Raw genomic sequence first — 23,667 nt, 5'->3', positions numbered from 1 at the left:
TTTATTTTATATGAACTACAAAAGAACCAGTTGACAGACAACTTGGCATATGTTAATTTCTTAGTGAAAATAAATACCACATATGATCCAGTTATAAAACTTAACAAGGTGAGGTGACTATATTCGGATGAAGACCGTGGCTGAATTGGAAGCAAAGCTTTCGGAGGCATCAGACCGGCTAATCAACGACTTACATAAAGTGGACGGGGATCTTTTAATATTAGGCGCAGGCGGGAAGATGGGACCAAGTCTTGCGAAATTGGCCGCTCAAGCCATTAAGGCGGGAGGGATGAACATGAAGGTGATTGCTGTATCCCGATTTCAGGATCAGGAGGTGAGGAACGATCTTGAAATCGCTGGTGTAAAGACGATTTCATGCGATCTTTTAGACGATCAAGAATTAATGCAGCTGCCTGCAGCGGACAACGTCATATACATGGCAGGCAACAAGTTTGGAACAACGGGAAGAGAGTATTATACATGGGCAATGAATACTTACTTGCCCGGAAGAGTGGCAAACAAGTATAAGGATTCGCGTATCGTCGTTTTTTCTTCTGGCAACGTGTATCCGCTTTCATCAGTTGGTCTCGGCGGAGTAGATGAATCGGTATCCCCTGAACCTCTCGGTGAATATGCACAATCCACACTGGGGAGAGAGCGGATATTTGAATACTTCTCTTACAAGTATGGCACGCCAATACTGTTGTACCGCTTAAACTATGCCATTGATTTACGTTATGGAGTGCTTCTCGAAATTGCCAAAAAAGTTCACGAAGGCAAGCCGGTGTCGCTTGCGATGGGGCATGCCAATGTGATATGGCAGGGAGATGCCAATGAGATGGCCTTAAGGAGCCTGCTCAAGTGCCAAAGCCCTCCCGAAATTTTGAATGTGACCGGACCTGAAACCATGTCAGTTCGCTGGGCAGCGCAGCAGTTCGCTGAAAGGTTCAGTACTGCACCAGCCTTTGAAGGAAGCGAATCCGAAACGGCTCTGCTCAGCAATGCAGCTAAGGCGTTTCGCGAATTCGGTTATCCGAGAGTAGGCTTGCTGGAAATGATTGATTTCATTGCCGATTGGGTTGAATCCGGCGGACATACGTGGAACAAACCAACCCATTTTTCGGAAAGGAAGGGGAGGTTCTAATGCACAAAACACAAGCATCACTTACGCCGGAACAAGCAGCAGCACTCCATGAAGGTCTGGTCATCCCTGCACATCCGCTTGCCTTAAATGAACGAAGAGAGCTGGATGAAGTCTATCAACGTCTCCTGACAAAATACTATATCGCTTCAGGAGCCGGCGGAATTGCGGTTGGCGTGCATTCCACCCAGTTCGAGATACGGGATCCCAAGGTTAACCTCTATGAACGGGTGCTCCGATTGGCCGCGGAAGAAACAAAGCAAGCCAGCCTGCAACGGCCTTTCATCAAAGTGGCGGGTGTATGCGGGGATATGGAACAGGCGACGGAAGAAGCCCAGATCAGTAAAGACCTCGGATATGATGCGGTGCTGCTGAGTATGGGTGGACTTGACCACTGGAGTGAGAAAGACCTGCTTCAGCATACGGAAAGGATAGCCGAAATCATGCCGGTCATCGGTTTTTATCTTCAACCTTCCGTCGGAGGTCGTAGTTTGAGCTTCGATTTTTGGCAGGCTTTTGCTGAGATCGATAATGTCATCGCTATCAAAATAGCTCCCTTCAACCGATATCAAACCATTGATGTCGTCCGAGCGGTTTGCTGCTCAAGCCGCCGGGATGACATTGCCCTGTACACAGGGAACGATGACAACATCCTGATGGATCTACTCACTACCTTTCGGTTCGAAACGGAAGAAGGCATCATTGAGAAAGAAATCGTTGGCGGGCTTCTGGGTCACTTCGCTGTCTGGACACATAAGGCGGTCCAGCTGCTGGAAGAAGTGAAACGTCTCCGCAAGCAAGAGGGATCGCCGCTGCCACCGGACTTACTCACGCTGAGTGTGGAGATTACAGATGCCAACGCCGCTTTTTTTGATCCCGCCCATCAGTTTGCTGGCTGTATACCCGGGATACACGAGGTTCTTCGAAGGCAGGGTCTCATGAGAGGGATCTGGTGCTTGAATCCACAGGAGACCTTATCCGAAGGACAAAAAGAGGAAATCGATCGTGTATACCGACAGTATCCTCACCTGAATGATGATGATTTTGTAAAGCAGCATCTGGATGAATGGCTTAGGCTTGCTTCTCTTGCTCAGCCATGAATATCGGAATCATCGGGCTTGACAGTTCGCATGCTCTGGCATTCACCCGTACTCTTCATGAAACCCAAGAGGCTCTTTTTTCAGATGTGACCGTGACGGCCGCATATGCGGGCGGATCTCCGGATTTTCCGCTCAGTATAAGCCGTGTTAACTCTTTTGCCGGCCGGATGATGAAAGAATACGGAGTGAGATTAATGCCCACGATGCAGCAAGTTGCAGAAAGCACCAATGCCATCCTTATCCTGAGTGCCGACGGAAGGATACATCTGAATCAGTTCAAGGCGATCTGCCCTTACCAGAAACCGGTATTTATCGATAAGCCTTTTGCTTTGTCAACAACAGACGCAAGTGAAATCATCAGACTCGCGGAAGAGTTTCAAATCCCTTTAATGAGTGCTTCAAGCTTGCGTTACGCAGAAGACCTGCCCGAATACACAAGGGGAGACATCTTGGGTGCGGACGTGTACGGCCCAATGCACGTCGAATCGACGCAGGGGCATTATTTCTGGTACGGCATCCATGCGGCAGATCTGTTGTTTCGAATCATGGGCCCCGGGTGCAGGGAAGTAACCGCCCTTTCCACAGATCACAACGATCTCATTACCGGAACCTGGAAGGACGGGAGAATGGGAACGATTCGAGGAATCCGAAGTGGCCCAGAGTCTTTTGGAATAAGCCTGCACACTAGAAACGCTACCCGGCATGTCCCGCTTGAACCGAGCTACAAAGAGCTCCTAAAGTCGGTCCTGAATTTGTTCAAAAACGGCGTGTGCACGGTGCATCCCTCTGAAACGCTGGAAGTCATCCGGTTTTTGGAGTGTGCAGAGCACAGCCGTCTACAAAAACGCCCCGTCCTCATGGAAATGTGATAAAGCCTTATACGGGGTGACCCCTTGATTCTAGTTAATCAGATCCACCTATCTGAAGGAGGAATGTTTGATGAAGCTGAAAAAGAGGATTTCCATACTGCTTGCAACCACGCTGTTAACCTCGATCCTTGCCGCATGCAGCAGCGGTACGGACAAAGGCGGTTCTGCCGCCTTGCCGCCCCAGAAGCCCGGACAGTACGGTGATACAGGCGGCTTGACTTTGCCTCTTGTCAATGAGCCGACGACCATCACGTACATGCTGCCAAGCAACGCGAAAGACCTCGGTCCCAGCAAACTGGTTGTCCAGGAGCTTGAAAAACGGACCGGTATTAAAGTTAACTTCCAAACCTATTCCCCACAAACCTACCAGGATAAATTAAAAGTCATTGTGGCATCCGGTAAACTGCCGGACATTTTTACAGGGCTAAAACCGGCCGAACTCAAAAAAATCGGCAAACAAAAAGGTGTAGTTGCCATCAATGAATACGCAGATCAGCTCCCTAACTTCAAAAAGCTATATATGGAAGAAAACAAATGGGTCATCAAATCCTTCGGCGATGAAGCCGGCAATATATATACCTGGCCTATATATAATCTGAATCGCAAAGTGAATCATGGATTCATGTACAGGAAGGATATCTTTGATAAGCTGGGCATTAAGGAATGGACTAACACAAACGAGTTTTACGAAGCTTTGAAAAAAGTAAAAAAAGCTTATCCGGATTCTTACCCCTACGCATCCAAAGGCTTGGCCAATATCTTCAGAGATTGGGCTTTCGGCTGGGGGCTCGGCAATACGGATCAGTACCCGGCATATTACGATGAAAAAGATGGAACCTGGAAGTACGCTGCAGTACAGAAAGAGCATAAGGACATGCTTGATTTCATGAAGAAGCTGTACAACGAAAAACTGCTTGATCCGGAATTTTTGACAGACACTCAAGATTCCTGGACGACTAAGATGACGACGGACAAATCGTTTGTCACGTTTGACTGGATTGGACGCCTTGATCTCTTTTACAACCAGATCAAAAAGCAAAATCCAGACTATAACCTCAGGTATGCCAATCCCGTCGGACCGACCGGCCATATCAGATCCCTACCAGAAGTTTCGGATTTCAGCGTTGCCGTAGCCAAGAACAAAAATACAGAAGCCTCGCTCAAACTGCTCGACTATCTGACCAGCCCATCCGGAAGTGAACTGATGACCATCGGGGTGGAAGGGGTTAACTTCGAATGGGGCAAGGACGGATATCCGGTCTACCCGGAACTAAAGGATCTTCCACTTGTAGATATCACCGTACTCGAGGATCGTTATGCCATGTGGCTGGAAGGAGCTTACCTAAGACCGGACCATCGAAGCATCTACTATCGTTTCTCGGAAAAAGAGCAGGAGGCGCAGGATAAAATCGTGAAGGAGAATCGTTTCGAACCACTTGATCCTATACTTAATTTTACGGACGAAGAAACTTCCAAGATCGCCGAATTGCAGACATCGCTGCAAAAATCGGCTGAAGAATTTAACTCGAAGTATATTCTTGACGCCAGCTATGGTGATGCCGAGTGGGAGAGTTTCAAAAACCAAATCAGCAAAGGCGGTGTGGAGGAACTGATGACGATCTATAATGAAGCGCAAAAAAGATACGATGAGTCCAAATAAAAGGACTTAAACCTGTGAATCAACTGGAGGGGACGAGGCATGGAACGTTTCCCTCCTTGCGGGAAAAAGTATTGGAGGCGAAAATCTTATGGCAGACATCGGCACGGAACATTCGGCAGTTTACCATAAAGAAGTGCCAAAGAAGAGTTTTAGAAGCCGGATTGGAAAAACGTGGAATCATATTAAACGCGACAGACAGCTGCTTCTGCTGTTTCTTCCTTGCATCCTATTCTACGTCATCTTTCGTTACGGGCCACTTTATGGATTGATTATTGCCTTCAAAGACTACAGCGTGTTTACAGGAGTGCTTGGCAGCGAATGGGTGGGATTTGAGCATTTCATCAAGTTTTTTACGAACCAGGACTTCTGGATGCTGTTCCGGAACACGCTGCTCCTTGGGCTCTATACACTCATTTTTGGTTTTCCTTTTCCAATCATGCTTGCACTTCTGCTAAACGAAGTCAGAAACAAATGGTTTAAAAAATCCGTTCAAACCTTCAGTTATTTGCCGGCATTTTTGTCCGTGGTCATTGTCAGCAGCATGATTATCGATTTCCTCTCTCCGAACCATGGTATTTTGAATCAAGTACTGGCTTCGTTCGGTTTCGAGAAAAAATATTTTCTTGTTGATTCGGGTTGGTTCCGTCCGATCTATGTTATTTCGGAAATATGGGCGAACGCAGGATACGAATCGATCATTTATCTGGCGGCGATTGCAGGAATCAGTCCTACGCTCTATGAAGCCGCCAAGGTGGACGGTGCCAGTCGTTTCCATATGATCCGCCATATCACACTTCCCGGATTGTTTCCCACGATGCTCATCATGTTTATATTGAAAACCGGCTCCATGATTCGCGTCGGTTATGAGAAAGTACTGCTGCTCTACAATCCGATGACCTATGGTGTTGCCGATGTATTTTCAACGTATGTATACCGTAAAGGACTGCTTGAATCGAATTACAGTTATGCGGCCGCAGTAGGGCTATTCGAAGCGCTCGTGGCCATGGTGATGCTGCTGTCCGCCAATGCGATCAGCAAACGGCTGGGAGGAAACGGCTTATGGTAGGAGAGCACAAAATATCTGTTTTTGGTGTCATAAATACGCTGATACTCTGTCTTGTTGCTGCAGCGACACTCTATCCCATCGTGTACATTACGGCCGTTTCTTTAAGCGATACAGCAGCAGTTGTTCAAGGTAAGGTGTTTCTTTTCCCGAAAGGTCTGAACTTTGGGGCTTATGCCGAGGTGCTTAAAAATGACACGATTCCAAGAGCCTACCTGAATTCTATTTTTTATACGGCATTCGGCACGTTTGTGAATTTACTTTTTACGGCTGTTGCCGCGTATCCCTTGTCTCAAAAAGGATTTTTCGGACGCAAGTTTTTTATGATGGCCATCGTTCTAACCATGTTCCTGAATCCCGGCATTATTCCCACTTATGTGGTCGTGCAGCAGCTTGGGTTAACGGATTCGGTTTGGGCCCTCGTACTTCCCAATGCCATTTGGACCATGGAACTGATTATTCTAAAAAGCTTTTACGAAAACATGTCTTCCCAGATCCGCGAAGCGGCCCTGATCGATGGAGCTTCCGAATACCGGATTCTGTTCAACATTGTCATACCCTTATCCAAGCCTGCGCTTGCTTCCATCGGACTTTTTTATTTCATGGGTCACTGGAACAGCTTCTTTCTTCCGCTGATTTATCTGAACGACCCGGATAAATATCCTTTGCAGGTCGTGCTGCGGGATATGCTAATCTACAGCGCAGAAAACGACGCGGGACTTGTGGATCGTTCGGCCATTGCCCCTCAGTCCATCAAAAATGCAACCATCGTGCTTTCAATGATTCCTGTTCTGCTCATCTATCCGTTTGCTCAGAAGTATTTCGCCAAAGGGGTGATGCTCGGTTCGGAAAAAGGCTAAATAGGCATAAGGAGGAGCTCTATCTAATGAAAATCGTTGCTGCGAAGGAAGGGAAAGTTAAGATACTGCAAGCGAATATCCCCGAACTGAACAAACGACATGTCCAAGTGAGAACCGAATATTCGGCGATTAGTCCCGGTACAGAGATGAGTGCGATTAAGAGATCAGGCGTATCTCCCGTATACCTTGGCTATAGCGCTGTTGGGATTGTGGAAAAAACGGGAAGTGAAGTCAGAGATATTCTTCCGGGAGACCGGGTAGCTTGTTACGGTGTGCCCTACGTAAGACATGCAGAGGTGATTTCGGTACCGACCAATCTGGTAACCAAAGTGCCTCAACATGTCAAACCTGAGGAGGCCGCATTTACAGGGCTCGGAGCGATTGCCATACATGCACTGCGTACAGCCGACGTGAGGTTCGGCGACAAGGTGCTTGTCGTTGGACTCGGTATTCTCGGTAATCTTGTAGCCCAAATTGCCGCTGCTGGTGCATGTCACACTGCTGCATACGATCTGAGCAAAGAGCGGGTTCAGCTGATTCAGGAGCAGATGGGAATTCAAGCGGGCTTTTCAAGTGAAGAGGAAGTGGAACGTTTTGTGGTGAACGAAACGGGGGGATACGGATTTGATTCCATTCTCTTATGTGCTGGCGGACCTGGAGAAATGCTGATCAACAAGTCGCTTGAGTGGCTTCGTGACCGGGGAAAAGTCGTGATCGTCGGTGATTTGTCCATGAAGTTTTCAAGAGATTTGATGTTTCGCAAAGAAGCCCAGGTCCTGATCTCGAGAGCGGGCGGGCCGGGAAGGTACGATATGCAGTACGAGAAGGACAATCAGGATTATCCCATCGGTTTCGTGCGGTGGACGGAAGGAAGAAATATGGATGAGTATGTCAGGTTGCTTGCTGATAAGCGAATTACGGTAAGTCCTGCTATCACACATATGTTTGCTTTGGAAGAAGCGTTTGAAGCCTATGGCAATTACCAGTCCAACTCTGCTCAAGAGGCCCTAGCCACGTTGATCAAGTATTTTTAATGATGAAGAAGGGGGAATACATGATGAAAAAGTCTTCTTTCAACCTGATCACCATATTCATGAGCTGTTTACTTGTATTTGCGATGTTTCCCGTGCATTCTTCTCCTGCCCAAGCGGAAGAATCCAAACTGTCTCAAAAAAACTTCAGCGAACCTGAAGAACTGCTTGTTCCCAATAATTACACGGTAGCTGTCTTTAACGGAACCGTAGGCTACGAGGATGGAAAACCCGTGATGTATGCCACGAGTAAAGGAAAGCCAGGCTTCCTTAATGTGATCGACCTGGAAGAGTACAAACTGCTTCGGACCGTTTCTCTTGCGCCGTCGGAAAGCTCTTGGGCGCATACCGTTGCGCCGAACGGTACGCTATATGTCGCGACTGAAGGATCGGGTGCAAGATTGTGGGAGTATTCGCCTGTCACTCATGAGGCCGTTCAAGTGGCCCAGTTTGAGGGACAGACTGTTTCCAACAGCATTACAACGGATGAACAGGGGAGAGTGTACGTTGGGACTTATCCGGGCGGCAAAGTTTGGCAGTATGACCCTGCGACCAAGCAAGTGAGGGATTATGGACGCGTTATTGGCGCGCTTGATCAGGAATATGTCCGCTCCATTGCTTACCAGGGAGGATATATTTATGCCGGTACGGCCCATGAACAGATCGTGCGTGTGGATTTGGCTACAGGCGAAAAAACGAATATTGCCGCTTCGCTTACCGTAAAAAACGATACGGTATACGATTTGAGTACGATCGATAACCGTTATTTGTTCGCCCGTTATACAGATGGAAGTGGTATACCGGGTGAGGGTTACATCTACGATACAACAACAAAAACATGGCTTGATGTGGAGCTCCAGCAGGTAACCGGTCTTCACGCGACTGACTCGGTCGATGGAAAGCTGTATTACATGTCCGAGAAAAAGCTCAAAACTTTTGACCTGGCGACGCATCAGGTAGAGGAAACCGGCATGACTTATGAGAGTGGATTCAGAGGAGCGGATTGGGTAGAGTTCAAAAATAATCCCGAGCTTCCAGGAAAAACACTTGTTACGGTCCGATATGACGGCGGGGTAGCCATGCTAAATATCGATACCAAAAAAGTCATTGTAAAACCGCCGATTATCCCGGGATTGCCGGGTGTTGTCAATCGGCTTCAAAGCGTATCAGAGACACAGCTGATAACAACGGGTTCCCAAGCCAGATCTTCGTTGGTTGATTTAAAGACCATGACGGCAAAACCTTTTAACATCGGTCAAGCGGACAGTGTATACCCGATAGGAAACAAAGTCTATATGGGAGTCTACCCGGAAGGTGGCTTGTACGTTTATGATCTGAATCAAGAACCGGGAAGCACGAACCCGCAGCGTCTCGCTGTACTCGGGAACGAGCAGGAACGGCTTGTGCATATGTCTGAAGGTGACGACAAGCTGTTTATTTCGACCATCTCCGGATACGGGAAATTAGGAGGATCGCTTACGGTCCATGATACCGCTACAGGTGAAACTAAAGTCCATCGCAACATAGTCCAGAATCAGAGTGTGCTTAGTACTGCCTATGTCGATGGAAAGATTTTTGGATCAACAACCATTAGGGGAGGACTGGGCTCCACGCCAAGCGAGCAGGAGGCCAAAATTTTTGTATGGGATGTTCAGAAAGAGCAAAAAATTACGGAATTTACGCTGGATATTCCCGAACTTATCGATCCTGTTTTCATTGGGGACCTGTCTCTTGGGCCGGATGGACTCATCTGGGGAGCATCCTATGAATATATTTTTGCGATTGATCCGGACACGTACAAACTTGTAAAATATAAAAAAATTTATCCAAAGCTTTATTACACCCAGTGGCACCATCATCCGATGCGATGGTCGGAAGACGGATTATTGTATGTACTGTTTAACAACAAGCTGACGGTAATTGATCCGGAAACACTGGATTTCAGAACATTAACGGATGCATCAAGATTTGATCTTGGGATGGATGGCAATCTTTATTTCACCGATCTTGCAACGAATACAGTTCTCTACAGGATCAAGATCGATGGAGAGATTGTATCCGAACCGCCGGGACTACCTTTGCCAGTAAACAATGCCGGGTTGGAGCAGCCGGAAGAGAGCGGAAAGCTGCCGGGCTGGACTTCAATGTTTGGGACCAGCGGGGATGCTTATTTTGAGCGGAGCGGCAGCAAGAGTTATGCCGGTAAGTACAGTCTGAAAACTACGGATCTTATCCGTACCGCCTCCGTAGCGGTTCAAAGCGATCCGATCGCATTATCGCCCGGGGAAGAGTATACCGCAAGTACCCAAATTTATATTGAATCAGGCCAGCCTGGATTCATGTTTCGATTTTATAATGCGGAAGGGCAGAGTTTGTCTACTTTGGAAACTCATCTGGATGAATCCAGGCTTCAGCAATGGCAAAAAGTAACCCTCCGCGGTAAGGCACCGGAAGGAACGGCTTATGCCAGGCTGATCGCAGTAACCAGCCGCTATAATACTTCAACAGCTTACTATGATGATTTTTCCGTAACGGTTAAGGATAATAAGGCTCCCTTGACCGAAGTTACCTTTAATCCGCAGGCAAATGAACTGGGTTGGCACCATGAAGATGTTTCCATAACGTTGAACTCGGAAGGAGCAGCCTCTCTCTTCTACGAAACCACGGGGGCTGAGAGAATAAATCAGCGTGAGACCGCAGGCAGTACCGCAGAGTTTACAGTAAGCGCAGAAGGTATAACCTCAGTAAATTATTGGGCAAAATCGCCTTCTGGTGTGTCCGGGGTGCCTTCTACTACCGAAGTCAAGATTGACAAAACGGGGCCTATAATTCAATTTTCAGGAAAACCCGTCTATGAAGTGGATGATGTAATTCGGATCGAATGCTCTGCTCAAGATGCACTATCAGGTGTAGCAACAAATGAGTGCGATGCTGTGCTTGCAGATAGCCCCGCCTATTTGGCGGGTATCGGGGTGCATTTGGTTAATGCATCCGTGAATGATATAGCTGGGAACGCTACCAAGTCCTCTTTTTCTTATGAAGTGATCCTTACCTATGAAGGCATTGCAGGACTTATTGGCAAGTTCCTATCTAACGATCCAGAGCTGGCTGAGAGACTGAAGGAACAATGGTTCAAAGTACAAAGAGCCGATGAATCGGGTAATGAGGGAGGAAAAAAGGGCGCACTAAACGGATTTATCCATCAAGTGCAAGCCGAGAGTGGTAAGAGATTAGCTAAAGAACATGCTGAGCTTTTGGTACAGTTGGGTTCCCAAATTTAACTCAATTTGAATGAAAAGCTATTCTCTTCAGGATCGGGACCAGGCTTGAATGCGCAATGTACTTAGGTTTGAGGTAGAAGGTGGCTAATCTGTTAACTAGTAAAAGACGTTGTCGTCATATTGCATGACAACGTCTTTTTTCGTTCCTAATAAACTGATGATGCCTCAAAAGGGGTTCCTTTTATATCCTTCTTTTCTTATGATGTAAACAGAGAAAATCTGCTAAAAATGGTTCGATTGTACGTGTGATGTTTAGTAGGTTACAAGTTCTCTTTTGCATGGATTCGTATATATATTTAGGAGGTTTCTGCATGTTGAAAGTACAAGAACGTCGGCATCTAGTCTTGATTGGCAACGGGATGGCGGGCATCAACACGGTGGAACAGATATTAAAACTGGCGCCCAGCACCTACAGGATCACCGTATTTGGAAGCGAGCCTTATCCCAACTACAATCGTATTCAGTTATCGTATGTGCTAGAGAAGAGTAAAGCAATAGAAGACATCATTCTGAACGACTGGGATTGGTATTTAGAGAACGGAATAGAGCTATATACGGGAACGACTGTAACGCATATTGATACGGAACAAAAAATCGTGAAAGCAGACAATGGTATGGAGGTTCCATACGACACCCTCATTATTGCAACGGGTTCCAACCCGTTTATACTTCCTGTTCCAGGAGCAGATAAAGAAGGAATTGTAGGTTTCAGGGATATCGCAGATTGCCAGAACATGCTGCATGCAGCAGATCAGTACAAGAAGGCTGCTGTTATTGGCGGGGGCTTGCTTGGATTGGAGGCGGCCAAGGGGCTGCTTAAACTGGGGATGGATGTGACTGTGGTCCATCTGTTTGAGGAGATCATGGAACGCCAGCTCGATCATACCGCCTCACTGATGCTTCAGGCAGAGCTGGAAAGCCAGGGTTTGAAATTTGCTACCGGCAAACAGACGGAGGAGTTTCTGGGAGATGATCGGGTCAGCGGTATTCGTTTTTCAGACGGAACGACGCTGGATGCGGAATTCGTTGTCATGGCGGTGGGGATCAGGCCAAACACTGCATTAGCCAAGGAAAGCGGCATTGAGGTTAATCGCGGTATTCTTGTGGATGATTATATGCGTACTTCAGTACCGGATATATATGCGGTAGGGGAGTGTAACGAGCATCGGGGCATTACATATGGGCTCGTAGCTCCACTATTTGAGCAGGGGGCTGTTCTTGCGAAGCATCTATGCGGAGTGGAAACGAAGCCTTATGAAGGATCTGTGGTTTCTACTCAACTCAAGATATCTGGCGTAGACGTATTCTCCGCTGGTGAGTTTATGGATGCAGAAGGGCTGTCTATTGTGCGGATGCATGATGACTGGCGACGTATTTACAAAAAAGTGCTGCTGCGCGGCGGACGGATCGTCGGCGGTGTTCTGATCGGTGACGGTAAGGAATCCTCCAGACTGCAGCAGTGGATTCGAACAGGCACCGTGATGACAGAAGCCATTCATGATGCAATTGTGGGACAAGCTTCCGTCGAAACCGGGAATACGGCCGCAGATCTGGCGGATGAGGAAATCGTATGCGGATGTAATGGGGTGACAAAGAAACACATTGTGGATGCCATTAACGAAAAAGGATTAACCACGGTGGAAGAGATCAAGGTCGCAACAAGTGCATCGCGTTCTTGTGGAGGCTGCCGACCTGTTGTAGAACAGATTCTGCAATATGTGCTCGGGGACAAATATGATTCAGCGGCGGCGAAACAGGAAGCAATCTGTTCCTGTACCACACTGAGCAGAGATGAAGTCGTGACGGCGATTAAAGAAAAGGGACTGATCACATCTAAAGAAGTAAGGTATGCGCTGGATTGGGATAACCCGGAGGGCTGCTCCAAATGTCGTCCTGCGCTGAACTACTATCTGGGTATGATTTGGCCCGCTGAGCATGTGGACGAGAAGGATTCACGTTTTGTGAATGAACGGATGCATGCGAATATCCAGAAGGACGGTACCTTTGGCGTTGTGCCGCGGATGTACGGCGGGGTAACCACACCGGAGGATCTCAGACTTATTGCTGATATTGCCGACAAATACAACGTCAAGCTGGTTAAGGTAACCGGTGGTCAGCGGCTTGACCTGCTTGGGGTCAAAAAGGAGGACCTGCCGAAGATCTGGAAGGACCTTGGTATGCCGTCCGGTTATGCATATGCAAAGGCGCTGCGTACGGTGAAGACCTGCGTGGGATCACAGTTCTGCCGTTTTGGCACGAAAGATTCGATGGGAATGGGAATAATCCTCGAGAAGAAGTTCGAGCGGTTAGATATGCCAGCCAAGTTCAAGCTTGCCGTAAATGGCTGTCCGCGTAACTGTGCGGAGTCATCAACCAAGGATATTGGGATCGTCGGCAATGAGGGGGCATGGGAAATTTACGTTGGTGGTAATGGCGGAATTAAAGCCCGGCTTGCTGAACTTCTGTGTAAGGTGCGAACAGATGAAGAGCTTCTGGAGATTGTCTCCGCGTTCATGCAGTATTACCGGGAGACAGGCAAATATCTGGAGCGGACCTCGGAATGGATCGAAAGGATGGGACTTAAATCCGTCACCGAAGCTGTAGTCAATGATCTGGATAACCGCCGGGCTTTGGCTGAGCGAATGGAGGTCGCTCTGGCGCAGGTGAAGGAACCTTGGAGTGAAATCCTGAATAATTCAAATTTAAGGGAACGGATGTTTGAAGAGATCAATGTCTCTACGAAACAGGACTAGAAACAGGAAGGGGCCGCAAGATGGAACCGATATTGAACAGAAATGAATACACGTATTACCTTGTTGGCAGTGTAGATGATTTCACGGAGAGACTGGGACGGGTTGTGCACTTGGGTAAGGAAGAGATTGCGGTATTCAAGACAACGGACGGACAAATCTATGCACTTGAGAATAAAAGCCCTGGGCCACGTGGAGGCACGATTGCAGAAGGAATTATATCCGGGGAGGTCCTGTTCGACCCGATCTGTGATTGGAAAATTTCGTTGATAGATGGTCAGGTGCTTGATCCTGATACGGGACAGGTTCGGACTTATCCGGTTCATGTTCTCGGAAACGAGGTACGAGTTGGATTACTAAAGAATGAGGGAGGGCTGCTCCATGAGTAAAGACCTTCAGAACAAAAAAATTGTCATTGCCGGGTCGCAAAAGACGGAAGAAATGGCTGGGATTATTGAACGAAAAGGTGGAGTCCCCCTTGTCCGGTCACTTCAGGGATTAACGTATTCTGATCCGGTTGAAGTGGAAGAGGATGTAAAGCGTTTTATCGAACATGGGGCAGACTGGTTTATTTTCACGACAGGTATTGGATTTGAAGCCATGATTCACGCTGCGGAGAGGCTTAACGCGGTCTCTGAATTCGAAGAGAGATTGAAAGAAACCAAGATTGCCTGCCGAGGTTACAAAACAAACGCCTTTTTAAAGAAATCTGGTATTCATCCGGTCGTCTGTGATGACGATGGAACGATTGCCAGTATGATCAAAAAGCTTGAGGTATTTGATTTTATCGATCAAAAGGTGTGGATTCAGCTTCATGGCGAGTTGTCGTCGCAGTTATATCAGTTTATCAAAAGCAAGGGCAGCATGGATGTTCAGGCCATACTTCCTTATCATTATCAAGCTCCTGAACAGGAGACGCTTGCAACGATTATGAATGAACTGATTCAGCGGGAAGTGGATGCCGTTTGTTTCACGACAAGAGTTCAAGTCGGATATTTATTTGATTATGCGAGAGAACATGTACGTGAAGAAGAGGTGAAATCCGTCTTTGAACAGGATGTACTGGCTGCCGCTGTCGGCAAAGTAACGGCTGAAGCCCTTCGAGAAAGAGGGATAAGCCGGATTATCGTGCCGGAGAAAGAACGAATGGGTGCTTTAATCGTAGAGATCGCGAATTATTATGAAGGTCAGCAAAGTGGAGTAAAAGTAGATTAAAAGTGGAGAACACAAACATCTGGAGAAAAGTTAGGAATACAAGGGCTGTCCCACCACTCGGGGTGTTAGCAAGCAGTGACAACGGTCTTATCGAGGGACAAGAACATGATCTCATAGAAAGTCGCTAATTTAGCGGCTTTTTTGTTTTATCGGTACAAGTTCGTGTCTCTATTGAGTGACTGAAACACACAGATCAGATCTTTAACCTTACATCCTATGCGACAGGACAGCTTTAGCAGGTTCTTCAGGCACTGAAAGAATGGATAAAAACAGTGCGAAAAAAAGGACAGTAAGTGTTCATTTTCCAGTTAGTGGAGGAATCTAAAGTGTCTGTGCTAAGATGAGGGTAAATTATGATTCAAGCTGGGGAACAAGGCTAGAAGGAGTGCACATTGAAGAAAATACTTGTCATTGAAGATGAAGTCGCAATCAGAGATTTAATTGAGCTCGTACTGAGAAGAGAAAACTACGTCGTTCAAACGGCTGAAAACGGTAAAATAGCCCTGCAGCTGCTGGATGCTTTTGGGCCGGACCTCGTGGTGCTTGACTTGATGCTGCCTGACTGCTCCGGATATGACCTGTGCAAGGAAATCACCGGGAAACGTGCTATTCCTGTGATCATGCTCTCTGCCAAAAATGAGGTGATCGACAAGGTATTAGGACTAGAGCTAGGGGCGGAAGATTACATGACCAAACCCTTTGACAATCGTGAATTGCTCGCTCGGATCAAGGTGATTCTGAGAAGAAACGAGAGCAAGGAGGAATCAGGTGAAGGAACAGAAGTGAACTCTACACGCATCATTCATGAAGAGCTGACATTTGATCTGGAAAGCCGAAGGGTGCTGAAAAACGATGTACCCGTGTCTTTAACGGCCAAAGAGTTTAAAATTCTGGAAACGTTACTCAAAAGGCCAGACAAAATCTTTACCCGGGATGAGCTGCTGCAGATCGGATGGGGCTACGACTTTATGGGAGACAGTCGCAGTGTGGATATGACCATCATGCGTTTACGGAAGAAGCTGGAGGATAACGCAGACGAACCGAAGTATGTCAGGACGATCTATGGATTTGGCTATCAACTTGGAGGTGGCGAGGCCTGAAGTATGCAACCCGGTTACTGCTGAATTATTTATTTTTCTCCGTGCTGTCCTTTAGCATCATCATTTTTGCGGTGAATAAAGCCATCGATTACTACAGCTTCATTACCATTGAAAAACAGATGATGGAGAAGGCGGATCTGTCCGAGTTGTCCTTCCGTGAGGTGTTGGCACAGCATAGATCATCGTCAGGAGAGCCGCAGACCAAAGAAATCGTCAGACTTGCTCTGGAGAAGCTGAAAGCTTCAGGCCAGGAAGTACGTATCTATGACAGCTCCAAGCAGTTGCTGGGCTTGGCTGTGGATGGCATCATCATTAATGATGGCAAACCTCTTATTTTTAAAAAGAATATTGAGAAAGCCCTGAGCGGCAGTTATGCCTACACCGTAACGGAAGATCATCTGCTTTATTTTGCCACTCCCATACAGGATCAATACTACCAAAACGCTTATGTATATGAGTTCGTGGAGGACATCTCCTACTTTTATGCGATTATGGATCAAATCCGTTATATCCTGTTTGCGGGTGCAGGCGGATTTATTGTATTGATTACGTTATCCAGTCTGTGGATTGCCCGGGGCACAACCAAGCCGATTAAGCTGTTGCTTGGCGCTGCGCAAAGTTTCTCTAGACAGGAGTTTCGGAGAGTTCATCTAAACCGGAAGGATGAGCTGGGCATGCTGGCAGATGGGCTGGATTCCATGGGGCGGCAGCTTCATGATTACATTCAGTACCAGAAACAATTTGTCTCCAACGTATCTCACGAGTTAAAAACACCTTTGGCTGCAATTCGTGGTTTCTCTCAATACTTGTATGAAGGGGAGAACGAGAACAAGGAGCTGCAAAAAATCTATGCTCATCTGCTGCAGGAATCGGATCGGCTGACACGCTTGATTAATGAACTGTTGCTGCTATCCCGATTCGACAAGGCTGGTTCTAACGAACTGGAAGCCCGGAAGACGGAAATGAACGAACTGATTCAGCAAGTCGCAACGAACATGAGTGCAAAGGCCAAAGATAAAGGAATCGAGATTATATTCAGGGAGGCGGAGGCTGAAGCGGAACAAGAGGATAAGCTTATGACGAGACTCTACGCCAACGTGAATCCAATGCTAATGTCCCATGCGATCGCCAATCTTGTGGACAATGCCATCAAATATTCGGGCAGTTCATCGCTAATCGAATTGAAGCTTACACATACACCAAGCGAGGTAGTTATACGGATACGTGATCAAGGTATCGGTATTGCGGGCGATGAGCTGGAGAGAGTGCAGGAACGCTTTTACCGGGCGAAAAATGCAAGCACAGCGAACGGTTCAGGTCTTGGACTTTCTATTTGCAAAGAGATTGTAGAGCGATTTAATGGATATATCGACATGGAAAGCCAAATCGGGAAAGGAACGACCGTTACGATTGTGTTACCCCGTGCGTAAACACGCTCGTAAATAGTTGACGTTACAAGATTGATACAATTCTGTTATGAGACTAACAAATGCTTTTTTTATAATCACTTCATAAGAAGAAATCACACATTTATGGAGGGATCATGATGAAATGGATAAACAAAGCTACAGCTGTTACCCTGCTGAGTATTTTACTAACGATGGCACTGACGGGCTGTCAGTCGAGTGGTGCCAAGTCGCCAGAAGAGGCGCAGAACTCGGCTGAAAAAAACACGTCAAACGAACAGGCCAAAGACGGAGGAGCATTGAATTCTACTGCGCCTGCTTCAGAAAAATCGAAAGGACAGAGTGCGGAAACCATTAAGGAAGGTTCGATAGAGAAGAAAGGCAATGTGGTGCTGAAGGAGCTTGCTTTTGTCTATAATAAGCATACCATTGCGATTTCGGATACAGCGGATGAAGATCAGATGGAACAGATGCTGGGCAAACCGGATAACCTGAAATCTCATACGTACAGTGCCGACGATGGGACAAACATGGATACGTTAATCGGTTTTACGGAAAAGGTTTATACGTATCCTGGCCTGAAGATTAAAACAATCAGTATACCGAAGGGGAAGCAAGACTCCATCTTTCATATCGAAATTACAGATCCTAAGTACGCGACAGTGCGAAACATTAAAGCAGGAGACAGCCTGGATACACTCAAACACGCCTACCCGGAGGGGAAACTGCTTGGTGATGGAGCCCCTAATGAGGAGGATGACTTCCGTTACGAGCCATCCAATTATGTGGACGTGATGTCGTTTCACATCAAGGATTCCAAGGTGGAGAGCATTCAGATCTACAGCCTTCTGGACTAATATTTAGTGATCGATGTTGGTAAGCCAATTGTCGTCGACAAAAACATAGTCCCATTAAAAGTCGCTATTATAGCGGCTTTTTTATTTTATCGGTACAAGTACTTGTCCCAAATCAAAGAAAAGAACTTGTACCGATTATCGAAAAGGGCATGAACATGAGCCGATTACCGATTAGATAAGCATCTAAATATGAAGATCATGTAGTTTAAGGCACGATAAATGTTTGACGACAAGAACTTCTAAACATTCCCGTTAGACCATTTCGCACGAGTTATTAACTAACGGGTAGGTTCTAGGATATGAAACAGAGATAATATCTTGTTCTGAATGATTACTCGAAAGACTTAAAACAATTGTGGGTGCAGAGGATTTTATGAAACAAAAAAACCGAAAATCAGTTTGCGGATTGAGTTTCGTTGATGGCTGCGACTTATATTCGTTTATTCAAGACTGGTTTGCGCTTTCATAATTGATTTATCCAAATGTTAGTATTATATTAAAGATTGTGGATTAAGGAGGAAAATCATTTGATCTTTAATAATTTTGAAGCCGTTTATTATACCATACTCATGATGGTACCTGGTTTTATTATGAACATGGGGTATAACTATATTCTTCCTACAAGAGAAGGTCAAGCTCCAATCTATCTTGTAAGATTTATAGTTTTCAGCTGTGTTAATTTTGCATTCGCGTGGCCAGTAATAAATAGGCTGATTCAAACCCAGTACTGGGAGAAACATCCTTTTAGATGGTCTCTCCTACTTGGATTAATCGTGTTATTATTACCCTATGTTATTGGAATAATTGTAGGAATAGCTACTGAAAGAGATTGGATACGGAAGCTCCTACTAAAGATAGGGGTCAATCCGGTCCATCCATCGCCAACAGCATGGGACTACATCATGTCTAATGATTCAAGTTATGTTATTGTTACTTTGAAAAACGAATTTGTGATATATGGACTTTTTGCCTCAAAATCTCTCGCTTCTACCGTACCGATAGAGAAGGACCTTTACTTAGAAGAGATATTTGAATTGGACGAGAATGAAGAATGGCTACCTAAAGCAAAAGGAATATGGATTAGTGGTTCCGAAATTTTACATATTGAATTTCTAATTTCAGAAAATAAGGAGGAGAAACGTGAAGAATCAGAATCAACAGAGTAGAGTTGTAGAAACAAATGGGTATCAGCCTAGGGTGGGATTAGAGGAAAGGGGCCTACAGCCAAAGGCATCTGGTAAGTCATTAAGCACTCCTAAAGGTGGAAGTAGTGTGAAAAAACCATAGAAAGGGGACGGTTGAATGACACCAAACAAGCAGCCATCTCCTTGAAACAAGTAGGAAGTGGCCATCAGCCAAATAGATCTCAAGAAAAAATACCTAAACCACCTAGTGGTGGATCAAGTGTGGAAAAGAAATAACGAAAAACAAGCGGGGACAAGAACATATTCATATTTAAAGTCGCTATTTTAGCGACTTTTTTATTTTATCGGTACAAGTTCTTCTCCCAAGCCAAGGATAAGAACTTGTACCGATTGCCGATTAGATGTAAATCTAACATTGATTACATGTACTTAAATTTTGCTTAATGCAAGATAAGTGAGATTAGAGGAAGGAGATTTATATCCCATTGCAGAAATTATCGTTTTATGTAACTAAAAAGGTGGGGTGTAGTGTGTCTAAAGTTTATAGTTCAGAATACAAGAATAACTTTGCTTTAGTTATCGGAATTAATGATTATCAGTATGTTAATCCTTTGCTCTATGCTCGTAATGATGCTGAGGAGGTCGCTGCGACATTAATAAAGGATTTTGATTTTTCACCTGAAAACGTCACACTACTGCTTGATGGTGAAGCTACAAAATCTAATATTTTGAAAAGTTTTTTGCAGTTTTCAAATGGCAATACTGATCCAGATGATAAGATTTTCATATTTTATGCAGGTCACGGTGACACGATACCAGGTACAAGGGGAGAGATCGGTTTTTTAATACCTGTTGATGGAACACCTGATGATATCTCAACATTTATTAGATGGGATGAACTGACCAGGAACTCAGAATTATTTGAAGCAAAACATGTTTTATTTGTAATGGATGCTTGTTATGGAGGGCTTGCAATAACTAGATCGTTACAACCGGGCAATGCTCGCTTTCTAAAAGACATGCTTAGAAGACATGCAAGACAAGTCTTAACTGCAGGAAAGGCCAATGAAGCAGTGTCTGATGCAGGGGGGCCGCTTCCAGATCACTCAATATTTACCGGACATTTTTTACAAGGACTAAGAGGAGAAGCTGCTCAAGCTGATGGCATCATTACTGCGAACGGTCTAATGTCATATGTATATCAGAAAGTTTCAAACGATGCTTATTCAAATCAAACCCCACATTACGGGTATTTCGATGGTGATGGTGACTTTATATTCAAAGCTCCTATTCTCTCTTCTCTAAGAGATGAGCAAAAAGATATTGATCAAATGATCATAATTCCTCCTGTCGTAGAGAGAAATACATCCGATAAAGAGGAAATCATAGATAAAGTCAAAGAATATCTCTCAGAAGACAGATATCATATTAAATTGGATGACATAGTCAATCAACAACTGAGACAAATGCTGATCTATCTCGGTGAAAACTTCCCTGTAGAAGGCACTATTAGCCAGGATGGAGTCCTTGAAAAGTTGAAAAAATATGAGGATGCCAGTGAAAATTTACAAACGGTAATGGCAGCTATTGCTTATTGGGGAGATGAAAGAAAAGAAGTAATTGTAAAGAAAATTATAAGTCGCCTGTCCGAAGCCAATGAAACTCGCTCTGGAAGTGTAGTTTTGCTTAATCTGAGGTGGTATCCTTTAATACTAATGTTGTATAGTACTGGAATCAGTGCTATAGCTACTGAAAATTATGGAATGCTTGCTACTTTGCTTACAACAAAAGTTAAAAATGAACGGCGTGGTAGAACTCAAGAAATCATAAGGGTTTTCCCTAACAATCGAGAATTTGAGGAAATATTTAAAGCAATTCCTGATCATGATCGTATGTATGTACCTAGAAGCGAATACTTGTTCAAGAAAATTCAACCTGTCCTTGATGACTTGTTTTTCATGGGAAAAAGTTATGAAGAGATCTTTGATAAATTTGAAGTTTTTTATGCCTTAGTCTACGCAGATATTTACTATGATGGTGAGGATCGTGTTTGGGGGCCGCCAGGAAGATTCGCATGGAAACATTCTGCCTATGAAGACAGTGCTTTAAATGAGTTGATAACAGAAGCAGAACAAAAGCAGAATGAATGGTTGCCGTTAAAAACAGGTCTTTTCGGCGGTTCATATGAGAGATTTAAACTTATAAGTAGAAAGTATATTTCGTTAATTGAAAAGCTCCATTGGTAATCAGCGGAACGATTACAAAATCTGTAGTAACTACGAATCAAACCAATGTTATTATAAATCTATGGAATTATGACCGAAGAAGAAGGCAATGAAACTTTTCCTGCCTTCTTTTTGCGTTGTCAGAAAGGAGGTAATCGATTGGGGTAAAATCATAGTTCATTAACGATCGAAGCCGGAAAGGCGAAACACGAGCCTGAACGAATGACGTAGAGCTATCCTTTTTTATCGGGGGACAAGAACAAAACTCTAAAGTCGCTATAAAGGACAAGAACTAAGTCAAGAACTAAGTAATGAAAATAAAACACTTCAAAAAACAGTAGAAACATACGTGAAAAAATTGAATTTTAAAAACCGTCAATCTTAAATCTTCGACAGTTTTTTTGTGTTTAACCCGAGAATAAAAAGAGACAAACACTACTTAAAGAGGTGTGGGTCCTAATGGATTCTATGCAGATGATTACATTCGTTGTGGAGCTAGAAGACGAGTTCGGGATCGAGCTGTCGGACGAACTGGTGGGGAGCATGACAGACAATCATCTAACCGTCGGCAACCTGGCTAAGCTTATTAAAAGTTCCCCGGAACATGTGTAGCAAGTGGTACTTGGTTAGGCACACTCATAGCATGCAGTCGGAAACAATATGTGTTAGGATCGAGCTGAAGCCCTGGCGGACGGCACGAATGGGCATGTTGAATCACTTGTTTAAGCATCTCCCATCTGGAGTGCCATAATAGACGGATTTGAGAGCGGTATGCCAGAATAGCCGCAGCCTTCTGCTTCAAACTGCATTTAGGAAGCGAAATGTAGACCGGATGTAAGTTCTGTGCTAAGTCAATTTCCCATTGCAAATCTTGACCATAGTTTAAATACGGCAGATCTTCGTAGTAAATCAAACGGGCAGAGACTTCCAAATCACTAATATTTCGTACAGCTTGTTCGGCCGCAATCCGCACGATACCGTGATCCACATGTCTACCGATTGCAAGTGGAATATAAATATGGTCGTAGTCTGTAAGACAGAGGCGTGTTGAAAGCACCGTTGTTACCTCAGAAATCAGGTCCAGCTCGGTCTCGTAGTCACTATGGAACAAATCTTCCAGCATTTTATATAAGGGGGCACCGTTGGGATCCTTACGATAGATACATTCCTGCAGGTCCAGATGAATCGTGTCCACTCCGAGTAGATCGCATGCACTAACGTCCTCTTCCCGGCGCACTGTCATCACGTCGGAGTTGAGCCCGAACTTTTTATGTAGGATGTGAGCAAGTAGGGATATATTTGTGCCAGAACCAGTGAAAACAGTTGCTATGGTCACATGGTGGCCAGCACGAACAAGCGAATCGATATAATCGCCGCAAGAAATAATAGCATCGTCCAGATGGGCGGAAACGAACAGGCAGTGATGATTCAATGCTGAACACCCCTTTTTTTAAAACTACCAGGAATATATAACAACTATTTCAAAAAACCGTTGATGATCAAGTTTCAACGGTTTTATTTTGACGCTTACCTAGATTCAGCCAAAATATTTTTTTAGCCGTATTCTCTTCCGAAGTCTTCCATCTTCTCAAGAATCGGCAGTAATTTATTCCCCTTGTCTGTAAGCGAATACTCTACCCGTGGAGGAACTTCCGGATAAACATCACGTTTAATAACTCCATCTTGCTCCAACTCTTTAAGATGCTTTGTGAGAGAGCCTTGCGATAAACCGCCAAGAAATTTTTTTATCTCCGTATAGCGACGCGCTCCTCCCCTTAGATACCATAATATAAAGTGTTTCCAACGTCCTGAAAGGACATATTGGGTAAAGGATATCGCGTACATATCCCTGTTATCATCGATAAACGCTTGATCAAATCCTTCATTACAGACCCTCATTGATATCCCCCCCTAAAGGTACAAAAAGTTGTACTATGTTCATTTATATTGCCCTCTTTGCGGAT

The 23,667-nt window shown here is 45.2% G+C and carries 19 protein-coding genes; 17 read left to right on the top strand and 2 right to left on the bottom strand.

Annotated elements, in window-relative coordinates; genetic code table 11:
• The first annotated feature begins 127 nt into the window (after positions 1-127).
• The 17 genes from KJS63_RS16575 (at position 128) to KJS63_RS16495 (ending at position 22,315) form a co-directional block, all read left to right on the top strand.
• Positions 128-1,144, top strand: coding sequence for an NAD-dependent epimerase/dehydratase family protein (locus tag KJS63_RS16575; protein ID WP_213620125.1), 1,017 nt, complete (start codon positions 128-130; stop codon positions 1,142-1,144).
• The gene (locus KJS63_RS16570) at positions 1,144-2,241 is read left to right on the top strand and encodes a dihydrodipicolinate synthase family protein (protein ID WP_213620124.1); all 1,098 of its coding nucleotides are present in this window, start codon (positions 1,144-1,146) and stop codon (positions 2,239-2,241) included. The genes KJS63_RS16575 and KJS63_RS16570 overlap by 1 nt, the downstream gene beginning before the upstream one ends.
• Positions 2,238-3,110, top strand: a complete 873-nt coding sequence (locus KJS63_RS16565; RefSeq protein ID WP_213620123.1) for a Gfo/Idh/MocA family oxidoreductase — start codon at positions 2,238-2,240, stop codon at positions 3,108-3,110. Before KJS63_RS16570 ends, KJS63_RS16565 begins: the two co-directional genes overlap by 4 nt.
• A 70-nt stretch (positions 3,111-3,180) precedes the next feature.
• Positions 3,181-4,770, top strand: a complete 1,590-nt coding sequence (locus KJS63_RS16560; RefSeq protein WP_213620122.1) for an extracellular solute-binding protein — start codon at positions 3,181-3,183, stop codon at positions 4,768-4,770.
• Positions 4,771-4,858: 88 nt separating this feature from the next.
• On the top strand, positions 4,859-5,836 hold the full coding sequence (locus KJS63_RS16555; RefSeq protein ID WP_213620121.1) for an ABC transporter permease: 978 nt from the start codon (positions 4,859-4,861) through the stop codon (positions 5,834-5,836).
• Positions 5,830-6,693 (top strand): carbohydrate ABC transporter permease, encoded by an 864-nt coding sequence (locus KJS63_RS16550; protein WP_213620120.1) that lies wholly within the window; start codon positions 5,830-5,832, stop codon positions 6,691-6,693. The genes KJS63_RS16555 and KJS63_RS16550 overlap by 7 nt, the downstream gene beginning before the upstream one ends.
• A gap of 26 nt (positions 6,694-6,719) precedes the next feature.
• On the top strand, positions 6,720-7,727 hold the full coding sequence (locus KJS63_RS16545; RefSeq protein WP_213620119.1) for a zinc-dependent alcohol dehydrogenase: 1,008 nt from the start codon (positions 6,720-6,722) through the stop codon (positions 7,725-7,727).
• Positions 7,728-7,747: 20 nt separating this feature from the next.
• Positions 7,748-11,005, top strand: coding sequence for a PQQ-binding-like beta-propeller repeat protein (locus KJS63_RS16540; RefSeq protein WP_244862654.1), 3,258 nt, complete (start codon positions 7,748-7,750; stop codon positions 11,003-11,005).
• Between the two features lie 311 nt (positions 11,006-11,316).
• The gene (gene nirB / locus KJS63_RS16535; RefSeq protein WP_213620118.1) at positions 11,317-13,758 is read left to right on the top strand and encodes a nitrite reductase large subunit NirB; all 2,442 of its coding nucleotides are present in this window, start codon (positions 11,317-11,319) and stop codon (positions 13,756-13,758) included.
• 20 nt (positions 13,759-13,778) lie between these two features.
• Positions 13,779-14,144 carry a nitrite reductase (NAD(P)H) small subunit gene (locus tag KJS63_RS16530; RefSeq protein ID WP_213620117.1) on the top strand — a complete coding sequence of 122 codons (366 nt, stop codon included), beginning with the start codon at positions 13,779-13,781 and terminating at the stop codon, positions 14,142-14,144.
• Positions 14,137-14,970, top strand: coding sequence for a uroporphyrinogen-III synthase (locus KJS63_RS16525; RefSeq protein ID WP_213620116.1), 834 nt, complete (start codon positions 14,137-14,139; stop codon positions 14,968-14,970). Before KJS63_RS16530 ends, KJS63_RS16525 begins: the two co-directional genes overlap by 8 nt.
• 392 nt (positions 14,971-15,362) lie before the next feature.
• Complete coding sequence (locus tag KJS63_RS16520) at positions 15,363-16,070, top strand: response regulator transcription factor (protein ID WP_213620115.1); 708 nt, start codon at positions 15,363-15,365, stop codon at positions 16,068-16,070.
• A 71-nt stretch (positions 16,071-16,141) separates the two neighbouring features.
• Positions 16,142-17,500, top strand: a complete 1,359-nt coding sequence (locus KJS63_RS16515; RefSeq protein ID WP_244862653.1) for a sensor histidine kinase — start codon at positions 16,142-16,144, stop codon at positions 17,498-17,500.
• 113 nt (positions 17,501-17,613) lie between these two features.
• Positions 17,614-18,333, top strand: coding sequence for a hypothetical protein (locus KJS63_RS16510; RefSeq protein ID WP_244862652.1), 720 nt, complete (start codon positions 17,614-17,616; stop codon positions 18,331-18,333).
• 527 nt (positions 18,334-18,860) lie between these two features.
• Positions 18,861-19,499 carry a DUF6338 family protein gene (locus KJS63_RS16505; protein WP_213620113.1) on the top strand — a complete coding sequence of 213 codons (639 nt, stop codon included), beginning with the start codon at positions 18,861-18,863 and terminating at the stop codon, positions 19,497-19,499.
• A gap of 509 nt (positions 19,500-20,008) precedes the next feature.
• Positions 20,009-21,724, top strand: coding sequence for a caspase family protein (locus KJS63_RS16500; RefSeq protein ID WP_213620112.1), 1,716 nt, complete (start codon positions 20,009-20,011; stop codon positions 21,722-21,724).
• A 438-nt stretch (positions 21,725-22,162) separates the two neighbouring features.
• A complete protein-coding gene (locus KJS63_RS16495; RefSeq protein WP_213620111.1) occupies positions 22,163-22,315 on the top strand; it encodes an acyl carrier protein in 153 nt (50 codons plus the stop codon).
• On the opposite strand, the gene KJS63_RS16490 is transcribed toward KJS63_RS16495, so the two are convergent.
• Both KJS63_RS16490 and KJS63_RS16485 read right to left on the bottom strand, forming a co-directional pair.
• A complete protein-coding gene (locus KJS63_RS16490; RefSeq protein ID WP_213620110.1) occupies positions 22,290-23,135 on the bottom strand; it encodes a PIG-L deacetylase family protein in 846 nt (281 codons plus the stop codon). The two genes, KJS63_RS16495 and KJS63_RS16490, sit on opposite strands and share 26 nt — an antisense overlap.
• 122 nt (positions 23,136-23,257) lie before the next feature.
• Positions 23,258-23,602 (bottom strand): winged helix-turn-helix transcriptional regulator, encoded by a 345-nt coding sequence (locus KJS63_RS16485; RefSeq protein WP_213620109.1) that lies wholly within the window; start codon positions 23,600-23,602, stop codon positions 23,258-23,260.
• Between the last annotated feature and the right edge of the window lie 65 nt (positions 23,603-23,667).

Source organism: Paenibacillus sp. J22TS3 (assembly GCF_018403205.1).
Classification (GTDB): Bacteria; Bacillota; Bacilli; order Paenibacillales; family Paenibacillaceae; genus Fontibacillus; species Fontibacillus tuaregi.
The sequence above is the reverse complement of the archived record's forward strand: the minus strand, read 5'-3'. Positions and strand labels throughout refer to the sequence as shown.

Coding starts and splice junctions, on each gene's coding strand:
- KJS63_RS16575 (WP_213620125.1), top strand. CDS start 128: ATGAAGACCGTGGCTGAATTGGAAGCAAAGCTTTCGGAGGCATCAGAC.
- KJS63_RS16570 (WP_213620124.1), top strand. CDS start 1,144: ATGCACAAAACACAAGCATCACTTACGCCGGAACAAGCAGCAGCACTC.
- KJS63_RS16565 (WP_213620123.1), top strand. CDS start 2,238: ATGAATATCGGAATCATCGGGCTTGACAGTTCGCATGCTCTGGCATTC.
- KJS63_RS16560 (WP_213620122.1), top strand. CDS start 3,181: ATGAAGCTGAAAAAGAGGATTTCCATACTGCTTGCAACCACGCTGTTA.
- KJS63_RS16555 (WP_213620121.1), top strand. CDS start 4,859: ATGGCAGACATCGGCACGGAACATTCGGCAGTTTACCATAAAGAAGTG.
- KJS63_RS16550 (WP_213620120.1), top strand. CDS start 5,830: ATGGTAGGAGAGCACAAAATATCTGTTTTTGGTGTCATAAATACGCTG.
- KJS63_RS16545 (WP_213620119.1), top strand. CDS start 6,720: ATGAAAATCGTTGCTGCGAAGGAAGGGAAAGTTAAGATACTGCAAGCG.
- KJS63_RS16540 (WP_244862654.1), top strand. CDS start 7,748: ATGATGAAAAAGTCTTCTTTCAACCTGATCACCATATTCATGAGCTGT.
- nirB (WP_213620118.1), top strand. CDS start 11,317: ATGTTGAAAGTACAAGAACGTCGGCATCTAGTCTTGATTGGCAACGGG.
- KJS63_RS16530 (WP_213620117.1), top strand. CDS start 13,779: ATGGAACCGATATTGAACAGAAATGAATACACGTATTACCTTGTTGGC.
- KJS63_RS16525 (WP_213620116.1), top strand. CDS start 14,137: ATGAGTAAAGACCTTCAGAACAAAAAAATTGTCATTGCCGGGTCGCAA.
- KJS63_RS16510 (WP_244862652.1), top strand. CDS start 17,614: ATGATGAAATGGATAAACAAAGCTACAGCTGTTACCCTGCTGAGTATT.
- KJS63_RS16495 (WP_213620111.1), top strand. CDS start 22,163: ATGGATTCTATGCAGATGATTACATTCGTTGTGGAGCTAGAAGACGAG.
- KJS63_RS16485 (WP_213620109.1), bottom strand. CDS start 23,602: ATGAGGGTCTGTAATGAAGGATTTGATCAAGCGTTTATCGATGATAAC.